This is a genomic window from Filifactor villosus (genome assembly GCF_042652965.1).
Taxonomy (GTDB): domain Bacteria; phylum Bacillota; class Clostridia; order Peptostreptococcales; family Filifactoraceae; genus Filifactor; species Filifactor villosus.
Window position 1 is genome coordinate 195,573 of sequence record NZ_JBHSHL010000003.1, and the last position, 22,836, is coordinate 218,408.

Below are 22,836 nucleotides of genomic sequence, written 5' to 3' on the forward strand. Positions count from 1 at the left end.
TTCATATTGAAAAAATGTGCGATAAGTGTGATTCTGAAATCTTCATAAGATCCTTGTTCGTGGATCGCTGAAATTTTTTCGATTTTCCAAGTGATATGATCCTGTAGATCAATATTGGTAATCGTTTCAATGATGGTCTTTATCGTATCTGAGTGAAGTGCGATGCCTTTTAAGGTGGCGTCGACGAGTTGTTTTACACTTTTATACTATTCTTCGATAGAAGTATGGTTATATCTGTTTTTTCGATGACGAGAAACTATGTTGTCTTCTATGGGTTACAGATTGTTTATATTTACTATTCAAAAGAATAGTAGTCCAACCTTTCAATTGTAGCAAACAAGAGTATTACTCTATATCCCGGATATTCTTCGACAGGGTCCGATATTTATGAGGACAGCACAAAAAAAGAAGGCGGTTTCCTGTGCCTTCTTTAAGTATAGCTCTCTTTACTTAGGTTCTTATACGATTCTCCGATTGAAATACCGGGTACAAAATATGTCATTATCGAAAAAACAATTCGCAGGAGGATATGCCTCCAAGCGTTCCACCTGTCCATTTTAACAGATAATAGCGTTATCAAGCATCGGCCGTATCCGCCGCTTGAGGGCTTTTTTATCGCAAGCGGATAATATCTGCCGTTTAAAAATACAGAGTATACGGAATATATCCTTGCTGAAAAACAAGGAGGATGACAGTCCGACAATATGTGAGCTGTCAATGTGAATCAATAATAGCGTGCAGCCGATACTGTTAGCGGATCCAAATACCGATCACGAAAACGATGCGGCAGAGTCAAAAATCGTATGCTATTTTTCGATAGAAGTGCGGCGAGATCTGTTTTGCGATTATGAAATGTCCTTTTATCTTCTATGAAGTGTAAGGGTTGACATCCATAACAACTCAAAGGAAGGATAGCATTAAGGTAAGGGACCCGTTTTTTGAGATAAGGAGGAGGTTTCCGTGACGGACTGAAGATGTTGTCCGGTCGAAGTATGGAAATACTCGCCTTGGTCTTCTCGCAAGTAAGGTTATGAATATAAACAGCTCAAATAAGTAACAGACTTACAGAAGAGCCCCTTTTATCTTGTTTACAAAATCATCAATATGTTCACGGGCGTACAGCTCCGCTTTGTCGGGGTCTTTTTCCCAAATGGCCTCCATGATCTTGCCGAAAGTTCGGGTAAAGATGTCGATGCGATCAAAGTATTGCTCGCAGTAGTGCCACAGACGCTCGGAGTGGTAGTGGAGTTCAATCAGCTGTTTTTGAAGCCAGGGATTGCCGCATTGGTCGAAGATGATTTGGTGAAAGGCCTCGTCATCGTCGATGGCCTTTTGATAGTCCACATCGATTTTGTAACTGAGCAGGCGATCGTAGATCTCCTGCAAGTCCTTCTTACGCTCAGGAGTGATCCTTTCCACCGTCAACTTGGTGGCAAAGGGATCGAGGACTCTGGTCAACTCGAAGAGATGTTTCATCTTGATAAAATCTATTTGAGAAACCTGTACTCCGTAGCGCGGAACGATGATGATGAGTTCGGAAGCTGTCAACTGTTGAAAGGCATTGCGGATGGGAGTTCTGCTGACATTGAACTCTTTGGACAGTTCCACCTCGTTTAAGATCGTCCCCGGCTGATATTCCAGTTTTACAATTCTATTTTTAAGGATTTCAAAGACTTCGTCTTTTTTTAACGCTTCCATAATTCCCCCTGTTTGTAAAAAATATACGTATGTACTATTGTAGTATTTATTTTTAAATTCGGCAATAGTATTTGTAAGGAGATAGCCAAAATATTGCAACGCCAACAAAGAAACAAACGTATATTTGAAAACCTTTTTCAAGAAAACGGGTGTCATTTCCTTCGGAAGTTCTGTGAGGGGCCTCGGAAGAAAAACAAGGTTTCCAAAGGAGGTGCTTACTTATACTATTTTCCGTTTAAAATATCATGTAGGCAGAATATATATTTACCTGAGGCGTTTCGAGCAATCGTAGAATTCAAACTTCACGACCGGATAATTCTAACAGATAATAGTATTAAAGGAGAGATTCCGGTTCTATTGTAGTGACAAACTGAAATTCATAGTAATTTCGACTTTGATAGGAACTTTTCGGTTTATAACCGACATAAGAAATAAATATCAGTATGTCAGTACACCGGGGCATTTATAAGCCATAGATGCTTGCTCAAGGGAGGTCTTCTTCACTTAAGACGACAAGACCCTGACGGATACACAGTTCGGCAAAGACGCCGTTGCCCTCCGTGAGGCTACCTGAAAAACTCCCGTCATAGATAAGACCCTTCCCGCAGGAGGGACTTCGCGCCTTCAAGAGGGCATGGGTCGCTCCGATCTTCATACAGGCTTCGGCTCCTTTTGTAAACTCGGAGGTCTTGTCCTCTCCGTGTTTGTCCACAATCAGGAAGCCCTGCCTTTCGCAGGGAACGCGTGGAGTGGGAAGGCCTCCCGCGACCTCGGGACAGACTCGTATGTAGTCCTTGTCCCTTAGGAAGTCGACCACCTTTTCGGAAAAGTTGTTTCCGCCGTTATACTTGCAGTCATCACCCAGAAGACAGGCGCTGACAAGCCACAATTCCTTCATATGACCTCCTTGCACACATCGACCCATTTGAGAGCATTTCCGTAGCGAAAGAGTTCCTCACAGGTCATCTCCACCGAGCTGTTGGAGCTTCCCGCAGCTGGAAATACCGTATCGAAACGTTGCATGGATACGTCGGTATAGACGGGTAGGGAAGAGGAAACAGCAAAGGGACAGACTCCTCCGACCTCGTGACCGACGAATTCCAAAACTTCTTCGGGCGAGAGCATTTTTGCCTTACAGTGAAACTCTTCCCGAAATTTCTTGTTGTCGATCTTGGTGTCTCCCGCCGTAATAAGAAGGAAGGGGGAACCTTCTTTGGTCTTAAAGGAGAGGGTTTTTGCGATCCGAGCCCCTTCCACGCCGACGGCCGCCGCTGCGAGTTCTACGGTAGCGCTGGACTGCGAGTGTTCACGGATACGCTCGTCCAGACCGAATTGTTTCAAATAAGAACGCACTTTTTCAATTGCCATAAGATCTACCTCCGAATAAAACGCCTACTTTGTTGAAGGAACACGACTTGCCGATACTGTCTTTGGGAATAACGGGTCATGTACGGAAACGGTTCCGGACTCTTACACCCGATTGATTGCCATGAAAATGCAAAAAGAGAAAACAGTATAAACAAGGAGAATTCGTGCTTCTTAATTCTATTATAACCTAACGCACAAAAATTACAAATATACAGGAGGTTAAAAAAATGCTATGATAATAGTATGAAACAATTGAAATGCCGATACTGCAAACTGTATCGAAGCGGATCATAGGCAATATAACGGATAACGGGAGAAAAATCAGCTCAACCCGGGTCCGAGTGTTAAGAAGTTTCGATGTTGTGTTTCACGACTCGGGTTTGGGTTTGAAAAACGTCTTCGTTTGTATATTTATTTGTGGAACAGCGCAGTTCACAATGATAAGTTATTATATGATTCTCCGTTTGAAATGCCGGGTATACAGACTTATCACTGCCGAAAAAACAACTTGGATGAGCCCATGCTTCCGGGTATTCACCTGTCAATTCTAGTAGATAATAGTATTACAAAAAGCGATGAGAGTATAAGGGAGAAGATGAGGAGGGTATAAAGATGTTGTATAGAAATGCCGAAAAGAACGATGCTAAAAAGCTCTGGGAACTGATGCTTCAAATTGACCGAGAAACGAGGTATATGCTCTATGAGGAGGGTGAGAGGGAGAAGTTTAGCAGTCCTGAGAACTTAGGAAAGAAGATAGAGACCTCCTTGGAGAAGGGCGAGCTTCTGTTGCTGGCATTTGACGGGGAGGAACTCGTGGGTTTTCTCGGTGCAAGCAGGGAGGAGAAACGCAAGATCAAGCACTCTTCCTATGTGGTAACGGGGATCCTTCGATCTCACAGAAATCAAGGGATAGGTACGGAATTCTTCAGACGTTTGGACAGATGGGCGAGGGAAGAAGGACTTGTTCGACTGGAACTCACTGTTATGTGTGAAAATGAGATCGCCAAACATCTGTACGAAAAGGCGGGCTTTGTTGTCGAGGGGCGAAGGAAAAAATCGATTTTTATGGATGGAAACTACCTCGATGAATATGCTATGGCAAAGATCTTGGAAGAGCCCCGTACCGGATCCGATATAAAATAGGAAGGCTCTTTGTATGAAAGAAGGACTGTTTTTCCAAAGATAAAGAGGGTTTTATAGAACTGTTGAAGATAAGAGTTGTCGGATAGAAAATAATGATCCCGTCGTCTATCGGATCGTTGGTATCAACGCTTGCATTTTGTAAGTTCTGAAACTCTTTTGTCCATAAAAAGGATGCTGGATCGAAAAATATTGTTTATACTATTTTCCATTTGAAATACCGGGTATGAAACATAGCCCTTTACCGAAACATCCTTTAGAAGATGATATGATTTCAGGTATTCACCTGTCAATTTTAACAGATAATAGTATAGAGACGGAAAGGAGTAGATAAGATGTTTTATCGTTACAAAGATACAAGGTTGTACTACGAGGTGATTGGAGAGGGAAAACCCGTCCTTCTCCTTCACGGTCTTGCCTGTGATATGAATTTGATGAAGGGGTGTATGGAGCCTGTATTCAAACATCGCTCCGGCTACAAGAGGATTTATGTCGATCTTCCCGGGATGGGGCAGTCCGATGCACATTTCGACTTCGCAACGGCAGATAAGATCATCGAGGTGCTCTCCGCTTTTTCCGAGGAGAGGATCGAAGAAAACTTCCTCCTTGTAGGAGAGTCCTACGGTGGTTATCTCTGCCGAGGTCTGCTCGGCAGACAGCTCGATCGGGTTGACGGATTTATGCTGATTTGTCCCGTCGTCGTGCCGCAGACCAAGATGAGGCAACTTCCGGAGAAGAACCTGATGTTTGGAGACGAGGAGCACTTGAACACCTTGAAGGAGAGCTCCAGAACCGCCTTTTGTGAATATGCGGTCATTGCGGATGAGAGAACCTACCGGAGACACCGACAAGAGATCGTTGTCGGGCTCAAACGAGCGAACTACGAGTTCATCGATGAGTTGAGGAAGAATTATCACTTTGAGGAGGATTTCAACGGAAGTATAAGGAACAAAACCTTCCACAATCCCACCCTCTTTGTCTGCGGACGTCAAGACAACTGCGTGGGATATCGTGATCTGTGGACCCTGCTCGAGGACTATCCGCGGGCTACCTTCGGCGTCCTCGATGTGGCGGGGCACAATATGCAGATCGAGCAGCCGGAACTGTTTGAGTCCCTGACAAAAAACTGGCTTGACAGGGTCGAAACATTCAAAAAGGTAGATGTCCTATGAAGAAGGAGTTTGTGTTCAGAGTAAGCCCCTTGGAAGGAAGGAAGATCGAAGGGCAGATCGCCGCCATCCTCGAAAAGAGGACGGAATTGATATCCCGTGAGCAGCATCCGAAGATGTGGATGCTCACGGATAAGATGAATAAGGACAGGTCACAGGAAGCTCTGAGACGGATCAGTTTGAGATCCAAGATCTACGGGACTGTTCTGTTGATCAACGGTCTGGCTCTGTCTCTCCCTTTTCTTGCGGAGGCGGGAAAGTTTTGGCATCTGATCCTGATTGGAGTTGTGAGCCTTCTTTTTTCGGCGGCTTTTTTCTCCTTCGGATCAAGCGGAACAAGCGGAAAGAAAACTTCGTTTGACAAGGCGGCAAGAAAACTGATGGACAGGCCGGAAAGTCTTATAGGGGAGGAACTTCGATTTGTTCGGGAAGGATTGTTCGCCAAAGAAGAAGGAATTGCGTACAAGGACTTTGAGTTCTTTTTTGAGACCGGGGACCTGTTTGCCGTTACAAGCCGAGGTCGGTTGCTCCTGCTCAAGAAGGAGGACCTTTGTGAGACCTCTTCCGAGGACTTTGTGCGTTTTATCAGGGAGGTCGTACCGAAGGAGAAAGTAGTGGATCTTCGAAGAGGATAGGAGGAAGTGAAATGGATCATCTTTTTTTGATCATAGGAATCGTTGTACTTTCGGGTTTTCTCGCATATAATCTGTATCTGAGGGGATATGGGGAAGTAAAAAGTCAGAGCACTCTGATGCATGTGGGGATGATAGGACGGCCCAAGAACGGGATCCGGGAGAGGTATCTTTTCTGTACGAGATACAGCAAGAGGGTTTTAAACTTTGACGAGGATGGGGACTATGCCTTTGAACTCGACTGTGATCTCAAGAAGGGAGAGGTGAGAATCGAACTTCTCGATGAGTACGGAGTCGAGGTCATTGTTCTGGATGAAGTGAGATCTGCAGGGATTGCGAGGATAGAACGGGATGTTCGCTACCGTCTGGTCACTCATATAAAAGGAGGAAGCGGCAAACACAGTCTCTCCTGGAAGAAGGCGGAGAGATAAAAGATAAAGAAGAGAGGAAGAGGAGAATACAGCCTTCTCCGGAAGAAGGTAGCATAAAGTAAGACAGAGGAGAATAAGATGAAACAAAGAGGAATAAAAAAGGGACTGCCCTTATTTTTGATTGTCGTACTGGTCGCGGGAGCATCGTTTTTTGTCGGGATGATGAGGGAGAGATATTCCTCCGACACCAAGATCAACGCAGATCTGATCGCAAACCGAATCGATTCGGTCAAAAAATTGATTACAACGGAGTACCACTATACGAATATGGGTTCGATGGAAAACCAAAATGAGTTTTACGGATGGAAGATCCCTTTTACTCGAAAATCCTTCATCCTTTCGCATGACGGGGTCATCTATGCGGGCTTGGACATCGATAATGCGGATATCAGGGTCGAGGGAAAGGTGATACGAATCGACCTGCCCGAGGCGGAGATCCTCTCACATGAGATCAAGGAAGAGAGCATTACCATCTTTGATGAGGAGACTTCCGTGTTCAATCCGATTGAAATTGCGGACTATACCTCCTTCTCCGCCGACCAAAAGAAGGCAATGGAGGACAAGGCAATTGCGGGAGGTTTGCTCGATAAGGCCGAAGATAATGCGAAGGAGGCGATTGAAGAGGTTTTGCTGATGAATCCGGAGATTGCAAACAACTATGAGATCGAGTTTCACTAGGAGGAAGAAGATGTTGCAAGTCCTGTCACAGATCACGTTTTTGAACTATAAGAACTTACAGAAGGCTGTCGATCTTTTTGAAGAAGTCTTGGGGTTTGAGAGGATCCTTGATGCGGGGTGGGTCTGCGTTTGGAGAAGTGCAGACAAGGCCTTCGTCGGAGCGGTGGAGAAGAAGGAGCCTTCCGAAGGTGTCCTCCTCAGTTTTACGGTCGAGCATATCGAAGAGGTCTACGATGAGGTCTCGCGTTTAAGGGTCACGGAGCTTACGAGAATCGAAAAGGTGGGAGAACTGCCGATGAAGTCCTTCTTCTTCAGGGATGAAGAAGGACATTCCTTTGAGATCCAGCAGTTTGAATCGGAGGAGTGGAAGGCCCTGTTTGAGTGAAGGATACAAAACAAGGAGAGTATCGCACAGAGCTAGGTTGACGTTGTTCTACGAATGAAATGTGGAACGGTTCGCCTTGCAACTCACACAAAAGCAATTTGTCGATTTGAGAGTATTAGAGATGGGAACGGGGGTTCAGACAAAGAATAGGCTTGCTCCGTTTTTTGTGATAGCGGTATAAAGAAATACCGAGTGATTCAAAGAAATCAGACGGAATTCTATTTTTTCGGATAAACATATTTTCGAAAGTATCCGTTTCGCGAGGTTTCTGTGTTTTGTGAAACAACGGAAAAATTATTTTGCGTCTTTGTGCGGTATTTCCTTAATACCATTCCTCTAAGTGCGGTTATATCCGTTCCTACAGGTATAAAAATCTATGTTATCGTCCGTAGAACGAAAGACATTGATATCAACAGTTTCAATGAGCAGCAGGATAAACTCGTTTTTTGTGATAGCGGTATTGAGAACGAAGAGAAATAAACAAAGAAACAAAGAAAGGAAGAACAGAGATGAATGATATGAAACACTTGTTTACACCGATAAAGATCAAAGGTTTGGAGTTGAAAAACAGGATCGTTATGCCGCCGATGTGCCAGTATTCGGCCGAGGACGGCAAGGCGGGCGAGTGGCATAGGCTCCACTACGGAATAAGGGCGGTCGGAGGAGTCGGTCTGATCCTGATAGAGATGACCAATGTCGAGCCCAACGGGAGGATTACCGACGGATGTTTGGGACTGTGGAGCGATGAGCAGATCGAGCCCTTGAAGGAGGTCGTGGATCTCTGCCACAGGCAGGGGGCCAAGGTAGGGATCCAGATCGCACATGCGGGCCGCAAGGCGGAGGATGCTCCCGAGGTCGTATCGGCTTCGGATGTTGCCTTCTCCAAGGACTACAAAAATCCGAGGGCTCTGTCTACTGAAGAAGTCAGGGAGATGGTGGAAAGTTATCGAAGGGCGGTTGCAAGAGCCGTTAAGGCAGGTGTTGACACGGTCGAGATCCACGGAGCACACGGATATCTCATTCACCAGTTTCACTCTCCCTTGACCAACCTTCGTGAGGATGAGTATGGCAGGGACAAAGCGAGGTTCGGTGCAGAGATCATCCGTGCGGCAAGGGAGGAGATTCCTTCTTCCATGCCCTTGATTTTTCGCATCTCCGCCATCGAGTATGTAGAGGGAGGGTACAATCTCGACTACTCTCTTGAAATCTCGAAGAAGTACAAGGAGGCGGGAGTCGACGTGTTCGACATCACCTCCGGAGGAGAAGGCGAGTTTGTCGGTTCATCGGGTCGACCGGGCACTCATGCGGGCTATCAGGTCCCGTTTGCACGCGCATACAAAGAGACCTTGGGTATTCCCGTCATAGCTGTGGGAAAACTTGAAGACGTTTCGATGGCGAATTCCGTCATCGGAAACGAAGATGCGGACCTCGTTGCGATCGGAAGAGGGCTCTTGCGTAACCCGAATTGGGCTTTGGAAGCGGGCCTTGCCATCCAAAAACAGGTCGATATCCCCTATCAGCTTAAAAGAGGTTTTCCTAAACAGGTGTTTTAGGAGATATCCGTAATTCAAGATGAAGTTTTGTAATAAAGAGATACACATCGCTTGCAATGTGAGAACTTAAACACAGAAAGACGGCAAAATAGTTTGAATTGTCAAACTTCGAAATAAATGATATGATAGAGGGAAAAACATAAGGGAGCAATACCTGTTCCGATAAGGATGGAGACAGTGATCGTGAAGAAAATAAAGAGGGGTGAGAAGATGTTGGATCGTCTGTTTGTAAATGGAAAGATATACAGCCTTCGGGAAGAGGGAGAGATGTTTGAGGCCCTCGGTGTCGAAGGAGGCAAGATAGCTTGGGTAGGCAGCGATCGGGAGGCTGTGGAGAAAGAGAGCAAAAGTATCATCGACCTCGGTGGAAGGACGATGATACCCGCTCTGGCGGATTCTCATATGCATATGTATGCCCATTGCCAAAACCTCGATGCCGTCGATCTGGCGGAGGTCAGGACCGTCGCCGGTATGGTTGAAAAAATGCAGGAGAAGGCCGGGAGGACACCGCCGGGGGAATGGATCAAGGGAGTCAACTTCGATCAGACGAAGTGGGAGGAGGATCGCTTTCCCACCTTGGAAGAGATGGATGCCATCAGCAATTCTCATCCCGTCATACTCAAGCGTTGTTGCCTCCATGCCGTTGTAGCCAACTCTCTCGCCTTGAAGGAGGCGGGGATCGAAAGATACCATCACAGCGATGCCGGAGGTCTTGTCGAACTTGATGAGCAGGGCTTCCCGACCGGTCTGCTTCGGGAACAAAGCACCAAGGTCTTCGACGAGATCATCCCCGATCCTTTGAGGGACGAAAATTACAAAAAGAAGATGATGCTCGATGTGATGAGGGACATGTCTTCGAAGGGCATCACCACCATCCATACCTATGCGGCAAAGATATGGAGGTACAACGAAGATGTCGAAGTCTATCGAAACTTTGACAGAGAGGGCCTTCTTCCTCTGAGGGTAACGGTGTGTATGGACGAGTTCTTCGATACGGAAGATTTGGATGAGGCCTCCTTGCACAATCCCTATCGAAGAGTGCAGATGGGTGCGTACAAGATTTTTTCCGACGGTTCCATGGGTTCGAGGTCGGCGGCTCTCAGGGAGGACTACAGTGATGATGAAGGAAACAGGGGTTTTGTCATCTATACGCAGGAAGAGTTGAACCAAAAGGTCTGTGAGGCCTACGAAAGAGGGATGCAGAGCGCCATTCACGCAATCGGAGACAGGGCCCTGGATATGACTTTGACCGCCATTGAATACACCTTGGATAAGAACGGTGGCAGGGATGAAAACCGTCTGCCGTTTCGCATCATCCATGCACAGATGACCGATGAGCAGACCATCGAGAGGATGAAGAATCTTCCGTTAGTTGTCGATATTCAGCCGGTGTTTCTGTGTACGGACCTGTATTGGGTAAAGGACAGGATAGGGGAGAAGAGGTTGCAGCACTCCTACGCCTTTAAGTCCATGTATGAGGCGGGACTGATCCAAACAGGGGGCTCGGATTGTCCCGTGGAAAGTTACGCTCCTCTGAAGGGGATCCATGCCTGCGTCAATCGTCAAGATGTCAACGGCTATCCGGAGGAAGGATTTTTGCCCGGGCAGAGGCTGTCCGTCTATGAGGCCTTGCGCATCTTCAGTGCAAACGTCCACTATGCCACGGGTCAACAGGATGTATTGGGGACCCTCGAAGTCGGGAAGTTTGCCGATATGGTTGTCTTGGACAGAGACATCTTCGAGATCGATCCTCGGGGAATTTTGGATGTATGGGTCGATCAGACCTATTTGGCGGGCGACTGCGTTTTCGACAGGAAGAAGGAATAGAGTTTTTTTGAAATATCGGACGATCAAAAAAGAGGGATTTCTCGAGCAAACAATAGATCTCCAAACGCTTTTCAGAACTATAGAAACCAAGGGGGCTTGTTTGCTTGTGGAGTCTTCCTCGGGAAATAGACAAAATTTGAGAAAAGGAACGATGATGTATGATAACAGGAGAGTTGAAGAATAAGGTAGACAGGATATGGGAAGTGTTTTGGACCGGAGGGATCACGAATCCTCTGGAAGTCATTGAGCAGTTCACTTATCTTTTATTTATTAAGCAGTTGGATGAAACGGAAACGATGAGGGAGAGGGAGAATTCCATCCTTGGCATTGAACACAGGAGTTTGTTTGAAGGAGATGCCCGAAGATATCGTTGGAGTACGTTCAAAAACCTCGGAGATGCTGTGGAAATTTATCAAATCGTCTCGACGGGAGTGTTTCCTTTTATAAAGGATCTGCATGCCGATGGAGATTCCGCCTATAGCAAGTATATGGGAGATGCGATCTTCAAGATCCCCACACCGTCAATGCTTACAAAACTGATTGACGGGATCGATGCTCTGGACTTGGAGGAGAGAGACAGCAAGGGAGATCTGTACGAATATTTGCTCTCCAAGGTGGCAACAGCGGGAACAAACGGACAGTTTCGAACTCCGCGTCATATTATCAGGATGATGGTCGATCTGATGCAGCCTGATCAAAGCGATATTATCTGTGATCCGGCGATGGGTTCGGCAGGATTTTTGGTCGAGGCACAGAACTACTTAAAAGAACATCACAAGGATTTGTTTTTTGATGCGAAGGCAAAAGAACATTTTCATAACACGATGTTCTACGGTTTCGATATGGATAGGACTATGTTGCGTATCGGGGCGATGAATATGCTTCTGCATGGAGTGGATAACCCGAATATCGAGTATCGGGACAGCCTTTCGGAGGGGAATACCGATAACCAAACCTACACGTTGGTCCTTGCGAACCCTCCGTTTAAGGGAAGTCTCGATTATGAAGGGGTATCGAAGGACTTGCTTAAGGTCTGCAAGACGAAGAAGACGGAGCTTTTGTTTTTGGCACTCTTTCTTCGTGTGCTCAAGATCGGAGGAAGGGCGGCAGTCATCGTTCCGGATGGAGTTCTGTTCGGCAGCAGTAATGCACATAAGCAGGTAAGGAAGGAGTTGTTGGAAAATCACAAACTGGAGGCCGTTATATCGATGCCGTCCGGAGTGTTTAAGCCTTATGCGGGGGTTTCTACCGCCATTCTTATTTTTACCAAGACGGGAGCGGGAGGAACGGAGAAGGTCTGGTTCTACGATATGAAGGCGGACGGCTATTCTCTGGATGACAAACGTCAAAAGATACAAGAGAACGATATTGGAGATATCCTATCGAGGTTTCGTCATCTTGAGGGAGAGCAGGATCGAAAACGAACAGATCAGAGCTTTTTTGTTCCGTTGGAAGAGATTGTTGAAAACGATTTTGATCTTTCGATCAACAAATATAAAGAAATTGAGTATGAACAAGTGCATTATGACCCTCCCCTTGTGATTCTGGACAAAATTCAGGAGCTGGAAGAGGAGATACAAAAGGGTATGGAAGAGTTAAGGATGATGTTAAATAAGGATAACGGCGATGAGTAAAAATAGTAAAAAAACAGTAAGGTTGGGGGATGTAGCTACTTATGTTAATGGATACGCCTTTAAACCAAGTGATTGGAATACTACGGGAATACCCATCATTAGAATACAGGATTTGACGGGTTCATCTTGCAATCCGAACTACTATCAGGGTGAATATAACGAAAAGTTTCTTGTTGATAATGAAGATGTTCTTATATCGTGGTCTGCGAGTCTAGGGGTATATGTTTGGGATAAAGGAAAAGCTTTATTAAATCAGCATATTTTTAAGGTTGTATTTGACAAGTGTGAAATAGAAAAGTACTACTATGTTTTTTCAGTTCGACAAAAACTCATGGATATGGTATTGAGAAGCCGTGGAGCGACTATGAAACACATTGTGAAAAAAGATTTCGAAAATATTAGAATTCCCTTTCCGTCAAAAAAAATGCAGAAACAAATAGCAGGAATTTTAATGAGAGTAGATAGTCTCCTGTTAATGAGAAAAAATCAGCTCTTATATTTAGATAGGCTTGTCAAATCCCAATTTATAGAGATGTTTGGCGATCCTGTAAGAAATACTATGAGATGGAATGTAAAGTGTGTTTCGGAGGTTGCACCTATAGAACAATACCGAGGTAAGCATGAGAAAAGAGTGTGGTTACTTAATTTGGATATGGTTGAGTCCCATACAGGAGAAATAAAAGAATACATTTATGTGGATGTTGAAGAAGTAGGGAGTTCCGTATGCAGTTTTGATGAGGGTAATGTACTATATTCCAAGCTTCGACCTTATTTAAATAAGGTTGTGATACCCGAAAGAAAAGGATATGGAACATCAGAATGGGTTACTTTTCGACCAAAATCTAGCTGTTTGAACAGAGTTTTTTTTGCATATCTTATTAGAGATAGAGGTTTTGTTTTGTGGATCAGAGAAAAGGTATTTGGAGCAAAGATGCCAAGGGTATCAATGAAAGATTTTATGAAGTTTAAGTGCATACTTCCTCCAATCGAGTTACAAAATAAATTTGCGGATTTTGTAAGACAGGTCGACAAATCAAAATTGGAAGTACAACAAAGCTTGGAAGAACTTGAAACCTTAAAGAAGGCCCTGATGCAGGAGTACTTTGGATAAGGGAGGGAAGTAGGAGAAAAAGAAGTCGTTAAATCCAAATCTAACGAGAGAGTTTAATAAAGAAGTTGCTTTTAAAGCGGAGAAGGATGGTTCGGTACAGAGAGGAAAGGTGTGTCTTATGAAGAAACAGATCATCAACCGAATCATGGGAAGTATGCTTCCGCATTTGGATAATGCACAGATGGAACTTTTGCAGGAAACCCTCCAACACTGCCTGTGGGGGATTGAGATCATCGAGAATGAAGTCCTGATGGAACATAAGGAAAAGTACTCGAACACGCAATTGCTCGAGATGTTCCTTTCCGCAAAGAGGGTGGAGGGTTGCAGTGAAAAGACGATCCGTTACTACAAGGCTTCGATCCTGAAGTTGTTCTCTACTTTGGACAAACATGTAATTCATATTCAGACGGAAGACCTCAGAACCTATTTGTCGGATTATCAGGAGAAGAGCGGTTGTAGTAAATCCAATATCGATAATATAAGAAGGATATTGTCCAGTTTCTTCTCATGGCTGGAGGACGAAAACTATATTCTCAAAAGCCCGGTCAGGAGGATCCACAAGATAAAGACAAACAAGACCGTCAAGGAGACCTATTCGGATGAGGCCTTGGAGGTGATGCGGGATCAGTGCGGTTGCCTTAGAGATCTCGCTATTATAGATATGTTGGCTTCGACAGGGATGAGGGTCGGAGAGCTCGTTAAACTCAATATCGTCGATATCGATTTTGAGAATAGGGAGTGCATTGTGTTCGGAAAGGGCAATAAGGAAAGACCCGTCTACTTCGATGCAAGGACCAAGATCCATCTGAAAAATTATCTCGACAGCAGGACGGATGAGAATCCCGCCCTCTTCGTTTCACTACTTAAGCCCTTTAATCGTCTGGAAATAAGCGGAGTGGAGATCAGACTTCGCAATTTGGGACGGAGGCTGGGTATTCCAAAGGTACATCCACACAAGTTTCGCCGAACCTTGGCGACGAAGGCGATCGACAAGGGGATGCCGATCGAACAGGTACAGCAACTTCTGGGTCATACCAAAATCGATACTACGATGGAATATGCAATGGTAAACCAAAACAATGTAAAAATCTCACATAGAAGGTATATATCTTAAAGCCAATCCCAACATTCAGGGGAGCCTAAATTGATGGGGGTGGCAATGTGAGTTGTTATGTTGAACTTAAAAACTTATGCAATAAAGGTACGTCTTCGATTATGCAAAAAGATTTGGAAGGTATTGAAGGGGAGTATCCGATTTTTGGGGCAAGTGGATATATAAAAAACATTGACTATTATCATCAAGAAAGGGAGTATATTGCTGTAGTTAAGGATGGTGCAGGAGTAGGTAGGGTATATCTTTTGCCTGAAAACTCATCCGTGATTGGAACATTGCAGTATATCATTCCAAATGAAGATGTCGATATAAAGTATTTATACTATGCCCTTACTTATGCCAATTTATCCAAATATTATACAGGAGCTACGATACCTCATATTTATTTTAAGGACTATTGTAGGGAGAAGATTTGTTTTCCGGATCTGAATCAGCAAAGGATAGTTGCACAAACTTTAGGATATATAGACTCTATATTGGAGAAACGAAAGTCCCAATTGGTTAAATTAGGTGAATTATTGCAGTCCCAATTTATAGAGATGTTTGGAGAGATGGACTTATCCAGAAAGAAAAAAGAATGGACTCCGATATCTTGCATTGGAACTGTTATTGGTGGCTCTACTCCACGCACGAATGATGATAAGTGTTGGGGAGGAGATTATCGTTGGATAACTCCTGCTGAGCTTAAACAAGATTCGGGTTATATTTATGACTCTGTGCGAAAAATCACACAGTTTGGAATAGATAGTTGTTCGCTACAGAAAATACCTCCTAATACAGTTCTATTGACATCAAGAGCGCCTATAGGGAAACTTGCGATAGCGGGAAATGATTTTTATTGCAATCAGGGATTTAAAAACATTATATGTAAGGAAGAGATTCATCCGAGGTATCTATATACATTGTTACTGCATAATGTGAATTACTTGAACTCTCTTGGTAGAGGGGCCACGTTTAAAGAAATTTCAAAAGAAATTGTAGAAAACATTAAAATACCTCTTCCTCCAATCGAGTTACAAAATAAATTTGCGGATTTTGTAAGACAGGTCGACAAATCAAAATATCGTGTTTATAATAGTAGGAAAATAATAAATAATCTGATAGAAGGCATTATTCACTTACAATAAGGAGCAGATGGATATGGCAACAAATTTCGATTTTCTAAGAAAAGATAAGGCTTTTGACTCTTTTGCCGAGCAAGCTGTCGATGCGGAAAAGAGTTTGATGATCTCATCCTCGACCACGGCGATCTTGTGTCGAAGAGCATTGGAGCTTGGAGTTCGGTGGCTATATACCACGGACAAAACTCTGAAAGTTCCATATCAAGACAATCTGTCAAGTTTGATACACGAGAAGACCTTTGTGGATACTCTCGAGCCGAATCTGTTCCCTTTGCTCAAATACATTGTTAAGTTGGGAAATATGGCGGTCCACACAAGTCAGCCGATCAGCAGGGATAAGGCGGTATTGTCCCTACGCAACCTGTATGAGTTCTACAAGTGGGTACAATATTGCTATTCTTCGGAATATCAGGAACTTGAATATGATGAGTCCCTCCTACCTCACGGCAAGGAAGAGAAGAGGACTGTGCAGGAATTACAGGAGTTATCCAAGCAGTTGAGCAGTAAGGACAGGAAACTGGAAGAGATGCAGAGGGAGAATGAGTCGCTCAGAGAGCAGATGAGTTTACTCAAAGAACGCAATCTCTCAGAGAGGAACTTTCAGATCGATCCGGAGACGGAAAAAGAAACGAGGATCAAGTATGTGGATATCGACTTGGTCGATGCCGGATGGGAATTTGGCAGAGATGTTCTCACAGAAGTTGCGTTGACAGGAATGCCTAACGAGAGCGGAACAGGAAGAGCGGATTATGTGCTCTATGGGAACAACGGGCTTCCCCTGGCGGTAATCGAAGCGAAGAGGACCGGTGTCAACGCGGAGGCCGGAAGTCAACAAGCGAAGTTATATGCAGACTGTTTGGAAGAACAATATACCCAGCGTCCCTTTCTCTTTACGACAAACGGGTTTGAAACCTATTTTACGGACGATTACAATGACCATCCGAGGAGGAAGGTGTCGGGAATATTCAGCAAGCAAAGCCTTCAACTTCGTATGGACAGAAGGATCAGTCAAAAACAACTCGAAGATATTTCGATCAATAACAAGATCACGGATAGACCCTATCAGAAGGAAGCAGTCATCGCTGTCTGTGATGCGATCAAAAATAAATATCGAAAGGTACTTATCGTACAGGCAACGGGATCCGGGAAAACACGGGTCAGCGTGAGCATTGTCGATGTACTTCGCAAGCATAACTATATCAAAAACATTCTTTTTCTTGCAGACAGAACAGCTCTGGTAAAGCAGGCGAAAAATACGTACAATACTCTCCTGCCTGACTTGACTTCCTGTAACCTTCTTGAGGGCAAGGATGATGCGGAGCAGAGCAGGATGGTGTTTTCGACTTATCCTACGATGATGAATGCCATCGATGAACAGAAGAAGAAAGACGGCGGAAGGCTTTTTACCCCCGGGCACTTTGATCTCATCATCATTGACGAGAGCCATAGGAGCATATACAAGAAGTATCAGGAGATTTTCGACTATTTCGATGCAATGCTTCTGGGGATGACGGCTACACCGAAGAATGAGATCGATAAGAACACATACAGCGTTTTTGATTTGGAGCGTGGAGTTCCGACTTTTGCTTATGAGCTTAGGGAGGCGGTGAAGGACGGGTATCTCGTCAATTATCGTCCTTTTGAATACAAGAGCAAGATCATGGAGAACGGCATCCATTACGATGAGTTGACGGATGAGGAGAAGGACCATTTTGAAGAGACCTTCGCCTTTGATGAGAAGGTGGACAAGGATATTTCCAACAATGCGATCAATCAGTGGCTCTTCAATCGTGATACCATAGATATGGTCTTGGCTACACTTATGGAGAAAGGGCTCAAGGTCGAAGGAGGAGACAAGCTGGGCAAAACTATCATCTTTGCTAAGAACAGCAGACATGCTCAGGCGATTACCGATAGATTCAAAGCTTTGTTTCCTGAATATGGTTCCTACTTTATTGCTCAAGTCGATTACAGTGTCCGCTATGCGGACAACCTGATTGATGAGTTCGGTACTAAAGACAAGAATCCTCAAATTGCTGTATCGGTCGATATGCTCGATACAGGGATCGATATTCCTGAGATACTGAACTTGGTATTTTTTAAGCCTGTCAGAAGTTTCTCCAAGTTTTGGCAGATGATAGGCAGGGGAACAAGGTTGTGTAAGGATCTTTTTGGAGCGGGAAGGGACAAGGAAGAGTTTCTTATCCTCGATTTTTGCAACAACTTTGAGTTTTTCCGTATCAATACGCAGGGATATGAAGCGAAGATAGGGGAGTCGTTGGCTGAATCGATTTTCAACTGCAAGATCAGTCTTATTCGGGAACTGCAATCTGCGAAATATTCTTCGGAAGAATATGCGAGTTATAGAGAAGAATTGGTCCGAGAGTTGCACCGTTCAGTGTGTCGTTTGGATAATGCAAGCTACAGGGTCAGGTTGCATCTTCGTCAGGTCGAAAAATACAGACAAGAGGAGTCGTGGCTTCATTTGGAGTCGGGCTCGGTGTCCGAACTGAGAGAACACATTGCTCCCTTGATCGCTCCCGAAAAGGAAAACGAACTTGCCAGACGCTTTGATAAACTGATGTACTATATAGAGTTGGCCTTCCTTCAAGATAAGAAGATGATTAAGTATGTCAACGAGATCAGTCGCACCGCCGAAAAGTTGTCGAGGATCCGTATTCCTCAAGTGGAACAGGAAAGAACGATGATAGAAAAGGCGAGGGATAGTGCTTTTTGGGAAGGAGCCGGCTTGGCGGATATGGAGGCGGTGAGAGAGTCTTTCCGAAACCTGGTTCAGTTCCTCGAGAGGGAGAATCAGCAGATCTATTATACGAATTTTTCGGATGAGATCATATCCATTAAAGAAGGTGAACCTGTCTATGTGAAACACGACCTTGAGAATTACAGAAAGAAGGTCGAATTTTACCTCAAAAAACATAAGGACAATATTGCCGTATATAAACTCAGACAAAACAAGCGTTTGACGAAGTCGGATCTGAAAGAGCTCGAGAGAATCCTGTGGTCCGAGTTGGGAACAAAGTCGGATTATCAGCGTGAATATGGAGATACTCCGATTGGAAGGCTTGTCAGAAGAGTTGTGGGTGTGGAGAGAGAAGTGGTCAATATAGCATTTGGAGAATTTCTTTCGGAAGAGAAACTCAATCTTCAACAGATAAGGTTTGTGAAACTGATTGTGGATTACATTGTACAAAACGGCAATATTGAAGACAACAGGGTTTTGACAGAAGAGCCCTTCAGAAGCGTGGGGAGCATCGCCCACCTGTTTAAAGATGATATGAAGACAGCGCAAAATATTATCGGCGTGATCGAATATATCAGGAAAAATTCGGAGGAGACCGCTTAGGAGAGTTTATATGATACCGAAATATTATGAGATGTATAATGTGTTTTTAGAAATTTTGAGTGACGGAAAGGTTCACAGCTTAAAGGAAATCCAGAAATCAGTTGTAAAAGAGATGAACATTACTCATGAAGAGCAGGAGGAAAAGCTTCCGAGCGGAAAAGGAACTTTTTTTCGAAATAGGGTAGGTTGGTGTTCAACTTATTTGAAGAAGGCAGGTTTGATTGTCAGTCCCAAAAGAGCGGAGTTTCAAATCACAAGAGAAGGAATTATGCTGCTTTCAGAAGGAGTTGTTATTACAGATGAAGTTCTGATGAAGTATCCGTCTTTTTCGCTATTTAAAAAAGTGAGGAGCAGTGTTAAGGATGAGCAACTTCGAGAAAGAGGAGAAACTCCTCAAGATACATTGGATAGGGTATTGGGGCAGATCCGCGAGAAACTGATTGATGACTTGTTGGAGGAAGTAATGAACCAAAGCCCTGAATTCTTCGAGAGAATGGTAATAGATTTGCTCGAGAAAATGGGATATGGAGGCATTGGAGAAGGATATGTTACAAAATATACGGGAGACGAAGGAATTGACGGGGTTATAAAAGAGGACAAATTGGGTTTTGAACATATCTATATCCAAGCGAAAAAATGGAATTCAAATAAAAAAGTAGGAAGACCTGAAATCCAAAAGTTTGTAGGAGCTTTGGTCGGTCAAGGAGCGGCAAAAGGATTATTCATAACAACTGCATCTTTTACCAAAGAAGCAATTGAATATGCAAAACGTCAGCATACGGCAAAGGTAATTTTAATTGATTCCGAGAAGTTGGCGGAACTTTTGATTGAATATGGGGTTGGTGTATCCGTCGTCAATGAGTACAAGGTAAAAAGAGTAGATATGGATTATTTTACGGACGATATGTAGTTTAGGATGGTGGTTGAGTATGACGAGGACAAAAAAAGTACAGGATATTGTTATTATGGGATTTGCTTTATTTGCGATCTTCTTCGGGGCGGGGAATCTTATTTTCCCTCCGTATATAGGAGTAGTTGCAGGCAAACAATGGTATGAGGTTATGTTCGGCTTTCTTATGACCGATCCGGTGCTTCCTATCTTGGGAGTTATCGTAACGGCGACGGTTGGAGGAAAGGCGGATGATATGGGCAAACGTGTGGGTCCTGTATTTTCCAAGGTGCTTTGTGCGATGGCGATTTTGATTATAGGGCCTCTCTTTGCAGTACCGAGAACTGCAGCTACAACACACGAGATAGCAACACAGCAGCTTTTCCCGGGGATTCCTCCGGTTGTGACCTCGGCAGTGTTTTTTGCAATAACGGCCTTTTTGGTGTTCAATCCGGGGGGAGCCATTGATAAGATTGGAAAGTATCTGACCCCGGGTCTGTTGATTGCGTTGACAGCCATTATCGTGACCTGTATCGTGAAGCCGATCGGAAAAATTCAGGAAATGCCTGCTCAAAACTTCTTCCTCCGAGGCTTTACGGAGGGGTATCAGACGATGGATGCGGTTGGTTCTTCCCTTCTGGCAGGGATCGTAATGTCCGATATTGTAAGAAGGGGATACAAGAATAGTAAGGAACAGTTTCGTATAATGGTCGGGGTAGGGATCGTGGCATTTTTGCTTCTTTCCTTTGTGTACGGCGGTTTGACCTATGTCGGAGCGACGGCGGGAGAATATTTCACTCCCGAAACGTCAAGGGTCGATATTCTGGTCGGAGTTGTCTATCATCTCTTCGGAAGCGTAGGAAAACTCTGTATTGGTTTGGTCGTGGCCCTTGCTTGCTTAACGACTTCAGTCGGACTTACGGCGACCTGCGGAAACTTCTTCGAAGAGATTTCTCAAGGAAGGTTGAAGTACAAGTATATCGTTCTAACTTCTATAACGATAAGCCTCTTCCTCTCTCTGAAAGGGGTGGAAGGATTGATCAACCTTGCGATTCCCGTGCTGCTCGCCATCTATCCGATCTTTATTGTGTTGACATTGATGACGCTTTTTGACAGACATATCAAATACGATTGGACCTATACCGGAGCTGTGATAGGAACTCTTGCAGTAAGTATTATTCCGAGTTTGAATATGGCTTTCGGTATCTTGGGTTCCCTGTCGGATGCGGTGCAGAATCTTCCTCTTGCAGCGATTGGCTTTAACTGGTTTGTTCCTGCGGCTCTCTGCTCGATTGTCTTAACGGTCTTCTCCGCCTTCAGCGGTATGGGAGGACGACGCGAGCCCAAGGGTTCGATGTAAGGAGGGAACGGTTTGAAACTGGGATTTATAGGTTGTGGAAATATGGCAAAGGCCATCATAGAGGGGATACTCTCGTCCGAGCTCCTCTTCAAGGAAGATATCGTAGTATCGGCTCTTCATTCTTCCACCCTCGAAGAAGCGAAGCGGAGGTTCGGGGTGCATACGAGTGGAGATAACAGGGAAGTGGCGGAGAATGCGGACTGTGTTATTTTGGCGGTGAAGCCTTATCTCTATGAGGAGGTTATACACGAGATCTCTCCGGTTGTTGACAAAAGTAAGATTGTTGTCAGCATTGCCCCGGGCAAGACGCTCAAGCAGTTGAAAGAGTGGTTTGGAAGAGAAGTCAAGCTGGTGCGTACCATGCCCAACACTCCCTGTACGGTGGGTGAGGGGATGACGGCAATCTGCTTTAATGACAGGCTCGATCCTAAGGAGGTCTCGGAGGTCAAGTCTTTCTTTGAGGCCTGCGGAAGAGTGGAAGAGGTGTCGGAAGACAAGATGGATGCGGTGGTCGCGGTCAGCGGTTCTTCTCCCGCCTACATCTTTGTACTGATCGAAGCGATGGCGGATGCCGCCGTCTTGGAAGGAATGTCCAGAGCTCAGGCCTATCTGTTTGCATCTCAGGCGGTCCTAGGTTCCGCCAAGATGGTCCTGGAGTCCGGTCTTCATCCGGCAAAACTTAAGGACGGGGTCTGCTCTCCGGGAGGCACGACCATAGAAGCGGTGCGTATCCTGGAGGAAAAGGGTTTCCGCAGTTCGGTGATCGAAGCGATGATCGCCTGTGCAAAGAAATCAAGTCAAATGTAGAAGCGATACTGTTATTCGATGAAAAGAGCGTCATATTGAGGTTGAGATCAGGAAACACCGTTTCATTTTATACTCTTCTTCAATAGAAGTGTGGATATATCTATTTTTCGACCATGAAAAACTATTTTGTCTTCTATGGATTACAGAACGTTTATATCCACTACTCAAAAGAATAGTAGTATTAAATGCAAATCGTTGATATCGCTTAAACGAACAGCGATGCAATGCCGCTATTGATGTATGCTGTTGATATCAACAGCCTTATTCCGGGGAACATGGAATAATTTTTGTGTTTGTAGAGATGGATATTTTCTCATCTTAATCGGATGTCGGTGTGCTGACACATTGATAGTCAAATAGATTCCAAATATGATATTAATACCATTCTCTGTTTAAAATGACGGATATACAGAATATGTAATTCTCCAAAAAACAATATGGATGATCATATATTCAAAGCATTCAACCTCCCAATTCTAATGAATAACGATATGACTCGTCTGTATTAAGGATATAAAACGAGACCGAATATCAATATGTGAAAAGGACGCGGCT

19 protein-coding genes are annotated in these 22,836 nt (G+C 44.5%); 16 read left to right on the plus strand and 3 right to left on the minus strand.

Annotated features, from left to right (window positions below; all coding sequences use genetic code 11):
- Nucleotides 1-1,062: 1,062 nt before the first annotated feature.
- From ACFO4R_RS01285 to ACFO4R_RS01295, 3 genes are all read right to left on the minus strand, one after another.
- On the minus strand, nt 1,063-1,698 hold the full coding sequence (locus ACFO4R_RS01285) for a GntR family transcriptional regulator (RefSeq protein ID WP_379787154.1): 636 nt from the start codon (nt 1,696-1,698) through the stop codon (nt 1,063-1,065).
- A 484-nt stretch (nt 1,699-2,182) separates the two neighbouring features.
- Nucleotides 2,183-2,596, minus strand: a complete 414-nt coding sequence (locus tag ACFO4R_RS01290; protein WP_379787156.1) for a 2-thiouracil desulfurase family protein — start codon at nt 2,594-2,596, stop codon at nt 2,183-2,185.
- Nucleotides 2,593-3,066 carry a YbaK/EbsC family protein gene (locus ACFO4R_RS01295; RefSeq protein WP_379787157.1) on the minus strand — a complete coding sequence of 158 codons (474 nt, stop codon included), beginning with the start codon at nt 3,064-3,066 and terminating at the stop codon, nt 2,593-2,595. The genes ACFO4R_RS01290 and ACFO4R_RS01295 overlap by 4 nt, the downstream gene beginning before the upstream one ends.
- A gap of 612 nt (nt 3,067-3,678) precedes the next feature.
- On the opposite strand from ACFO4R_RS01295, the gene ACFO4R_RS01300 reads away from it, so the two are divergent.
- From ACFO4R_RS01300 to proC, 16 genes are all read left to right on the plus strand, one after another.
- The gene (locus ACFO4R_RS01300) at nt 3,679-4,209 is read left to right on the plus strand and encodes a GNAT family N-acetyltransferase (protein WP_379787158.1); all 531 of its coding nucleotides are present in this window, start codon (nt 3,679-3,681) and stop codon (nt 4,207-4,209) included.
- A gap of 332 nt (nt 4,210-4,541) precedes the next feature.
- Nucleotides 4,542-5,378, plus strand: a complete 837-nt coding sequence (locus ACFO4R_RS01305) for an alpha/beta fold hydrolase (protein ID WP_379787159.1) — start codon at nt 4,542-4,544, stop codon at nt 5,376-5,378.
- Nucleotides 5,375-6,010 (plus strand): hypothetical protein, encoded by a 636-nt coding sequence (locus ACFO4R_RS01310; protein ID WP_379787160.1) that lies wholly within the window; start codon nt 5,375-5,377, stop codon nt 6,008-6,010. Before ACFO4R_RS01305 ends, ACFO4R_RS01310 begins: the two co-directional genes overlap by 4 nt.
- Nucleotides 6,011-6,021: 11 nt before the next feature.
- Nucleotides 6,022-6,438: a hypothetical protein gene (locus ACFO4R_RS01315; RefSeq protein WP_379787161.1), complete on the plus strand. Its 417-nt coding sequence runs from the start codon at nt 6,022-6,024 to the stop codon at nt 6,436-6,438.
- A 78-nt stretch (nt 6,439-6,516) separates the two neighbouring features.
- Nucleotides 6,517-7,116 carry a DUF4230 domain-containing protein gene (locus ACFO4R_RS01320; RefSeq protein WP_379787162.1) on the plus strand — a complete coding sequence of 200 codons (600 nt, stop codon included), beginning with the start codon at nt 6,517-6,519 and terminating at the stop codon, nt 7,114-7,116.
- A 10-nt stretch (nt 7,117-7,126) separates the two neighbouring features.
- Complete coding sequence (locus tag ACFO4R_RS01325) at nt 7,127-7,501, plus strand: VOC family protein (RefSeq protein WP_379787163.1); 375 nt, start codon at nt 7,127-7,129, stop codon at nt 7,499-7,501.
- 509 nt (nt 7,502-8,010) lie between these two features.
- Nucleotides 8,011-9,054, plus strand: a complete 1,044-nt coding sequence (locus ACFO4R_RS01330) for an NADH:flavin oxidoreductase/NADH oxidase (RefSeq protein WP_379787164.1) — start codon at nt 8,011-8,013, stop codon at nt 9,052-9,054.
- A 183-nt stretch (nt 9,055-9,237) separates the two neighbouring features.
- Nucleotides 9,238-10,881 (plus strand): amidohydrolase, encoded by a 1,644-nt coding sequence (locus tag ACFO4R_RS01335; protein ID WP_379787165.1) that lies wholly within the window; start codon nt 9,238-9,240, stop codon nt 10,879-10,881.
- Nucleotides 10,882-11,039: 158 nt separating this feature from the next.
- The gene (locus ACFO4R_RS01340) at nt 11,040-12,515 is read left to right on the plus strand and encodes a type I restriction-modification system subunit M (protein WP_379787166.1); all 1,476 of its coding nucleotides are present in this window, start codon (nt 11,040-11,042) and stop codon (nt 12,513-12,515) included.
- Entirely contained in the window at nt 12,508-13,626 is a 1,119-nt protein-coding gene (locus tag ACFO4R_RS01345; protein ID WP_379787167.1) for a restriction endonuclease subunit S, read from the plus strand. Before ACFO4R_RS01340 ends, ACFO4R_RS01345 begins: the two co-directional genes overlap by 8 nt.
- A 118-nt stretch (nt 13,627-13,744) precedes the next feature.
- Entirely contained in the window at nt 13,745-14,740 is a 996-nt protein-coding gene (gene xerA, locus ACFO4R_RS01350) for a site-specific tyrosine recombinase/integron integrase (RefSeq protein ID WP_379787168.1), read from the plus strand.
- A gap of 47 nt (nt 14,741-14,787) precedes the next feature.
- Nucleotides 14,788-15,867, plus strand: a complete 1,080-nt coding sequence (locus ACFO4R_RS01355) for a restriction endonuclease subunit S (RefSeq protein WP_379787169.1) — start codon at nt 14,788-14,790, stop codon at nt 15,865-15,867.
- 13 nt (nt 15,868-15,880) lie between these two features.
- Entirely contained in the window at nt 15,881-19,225 is a 3,345-nt protein-coding gene (locus tag ACFO4R_RS01360; RefSeq protein ID WP_379787170.1) for a DEAD/DEAH box helicase family protein, read from the plus strand.
- Nucleotides 19,226-19,235: 10 nt separating this feature from the next.
- Nucleotides 19,236-20,135 carry a restriction endonuclease gene (locus ACFO4R_RS01365; RefSeq protein WP_379787171.1) on the plus strand — a complete coding sequence of 300 codons (900 nt, stop codon included), beginning with the start codon at nt 19,236-19,238 and terminating at the stop codon, nt 20,133-20,135.
- A 19-nt stretch (nt 20,136-20,154) separates the two neighbouring features.
- Entirely contained in the window at nt 20,155-21,474 is a 1,320-nt protein-coding gene (gene brnQ / locus ACFO4R_RS01370; RefSeq protein ID WP_379787172.1) for a branched-chain amino acid transport system II carrier protein, read from the plus strand.
- Between the two features lie 12 nt (nt 21,475-21,486).
- Nucleotides 21,487-22,281, plus strand: coding sequence for a pyrroline-5-carboxylate reductase (gene proC / locus ACFO4R_RS01375; protein ID WP_379787173.1), 795 nt, complete (start codon nt 21,487-21,489; stop codon nt 22,279-22,281).
- Nucleotides 22,282-22,836: the final 555 nt, after the last annotated feature.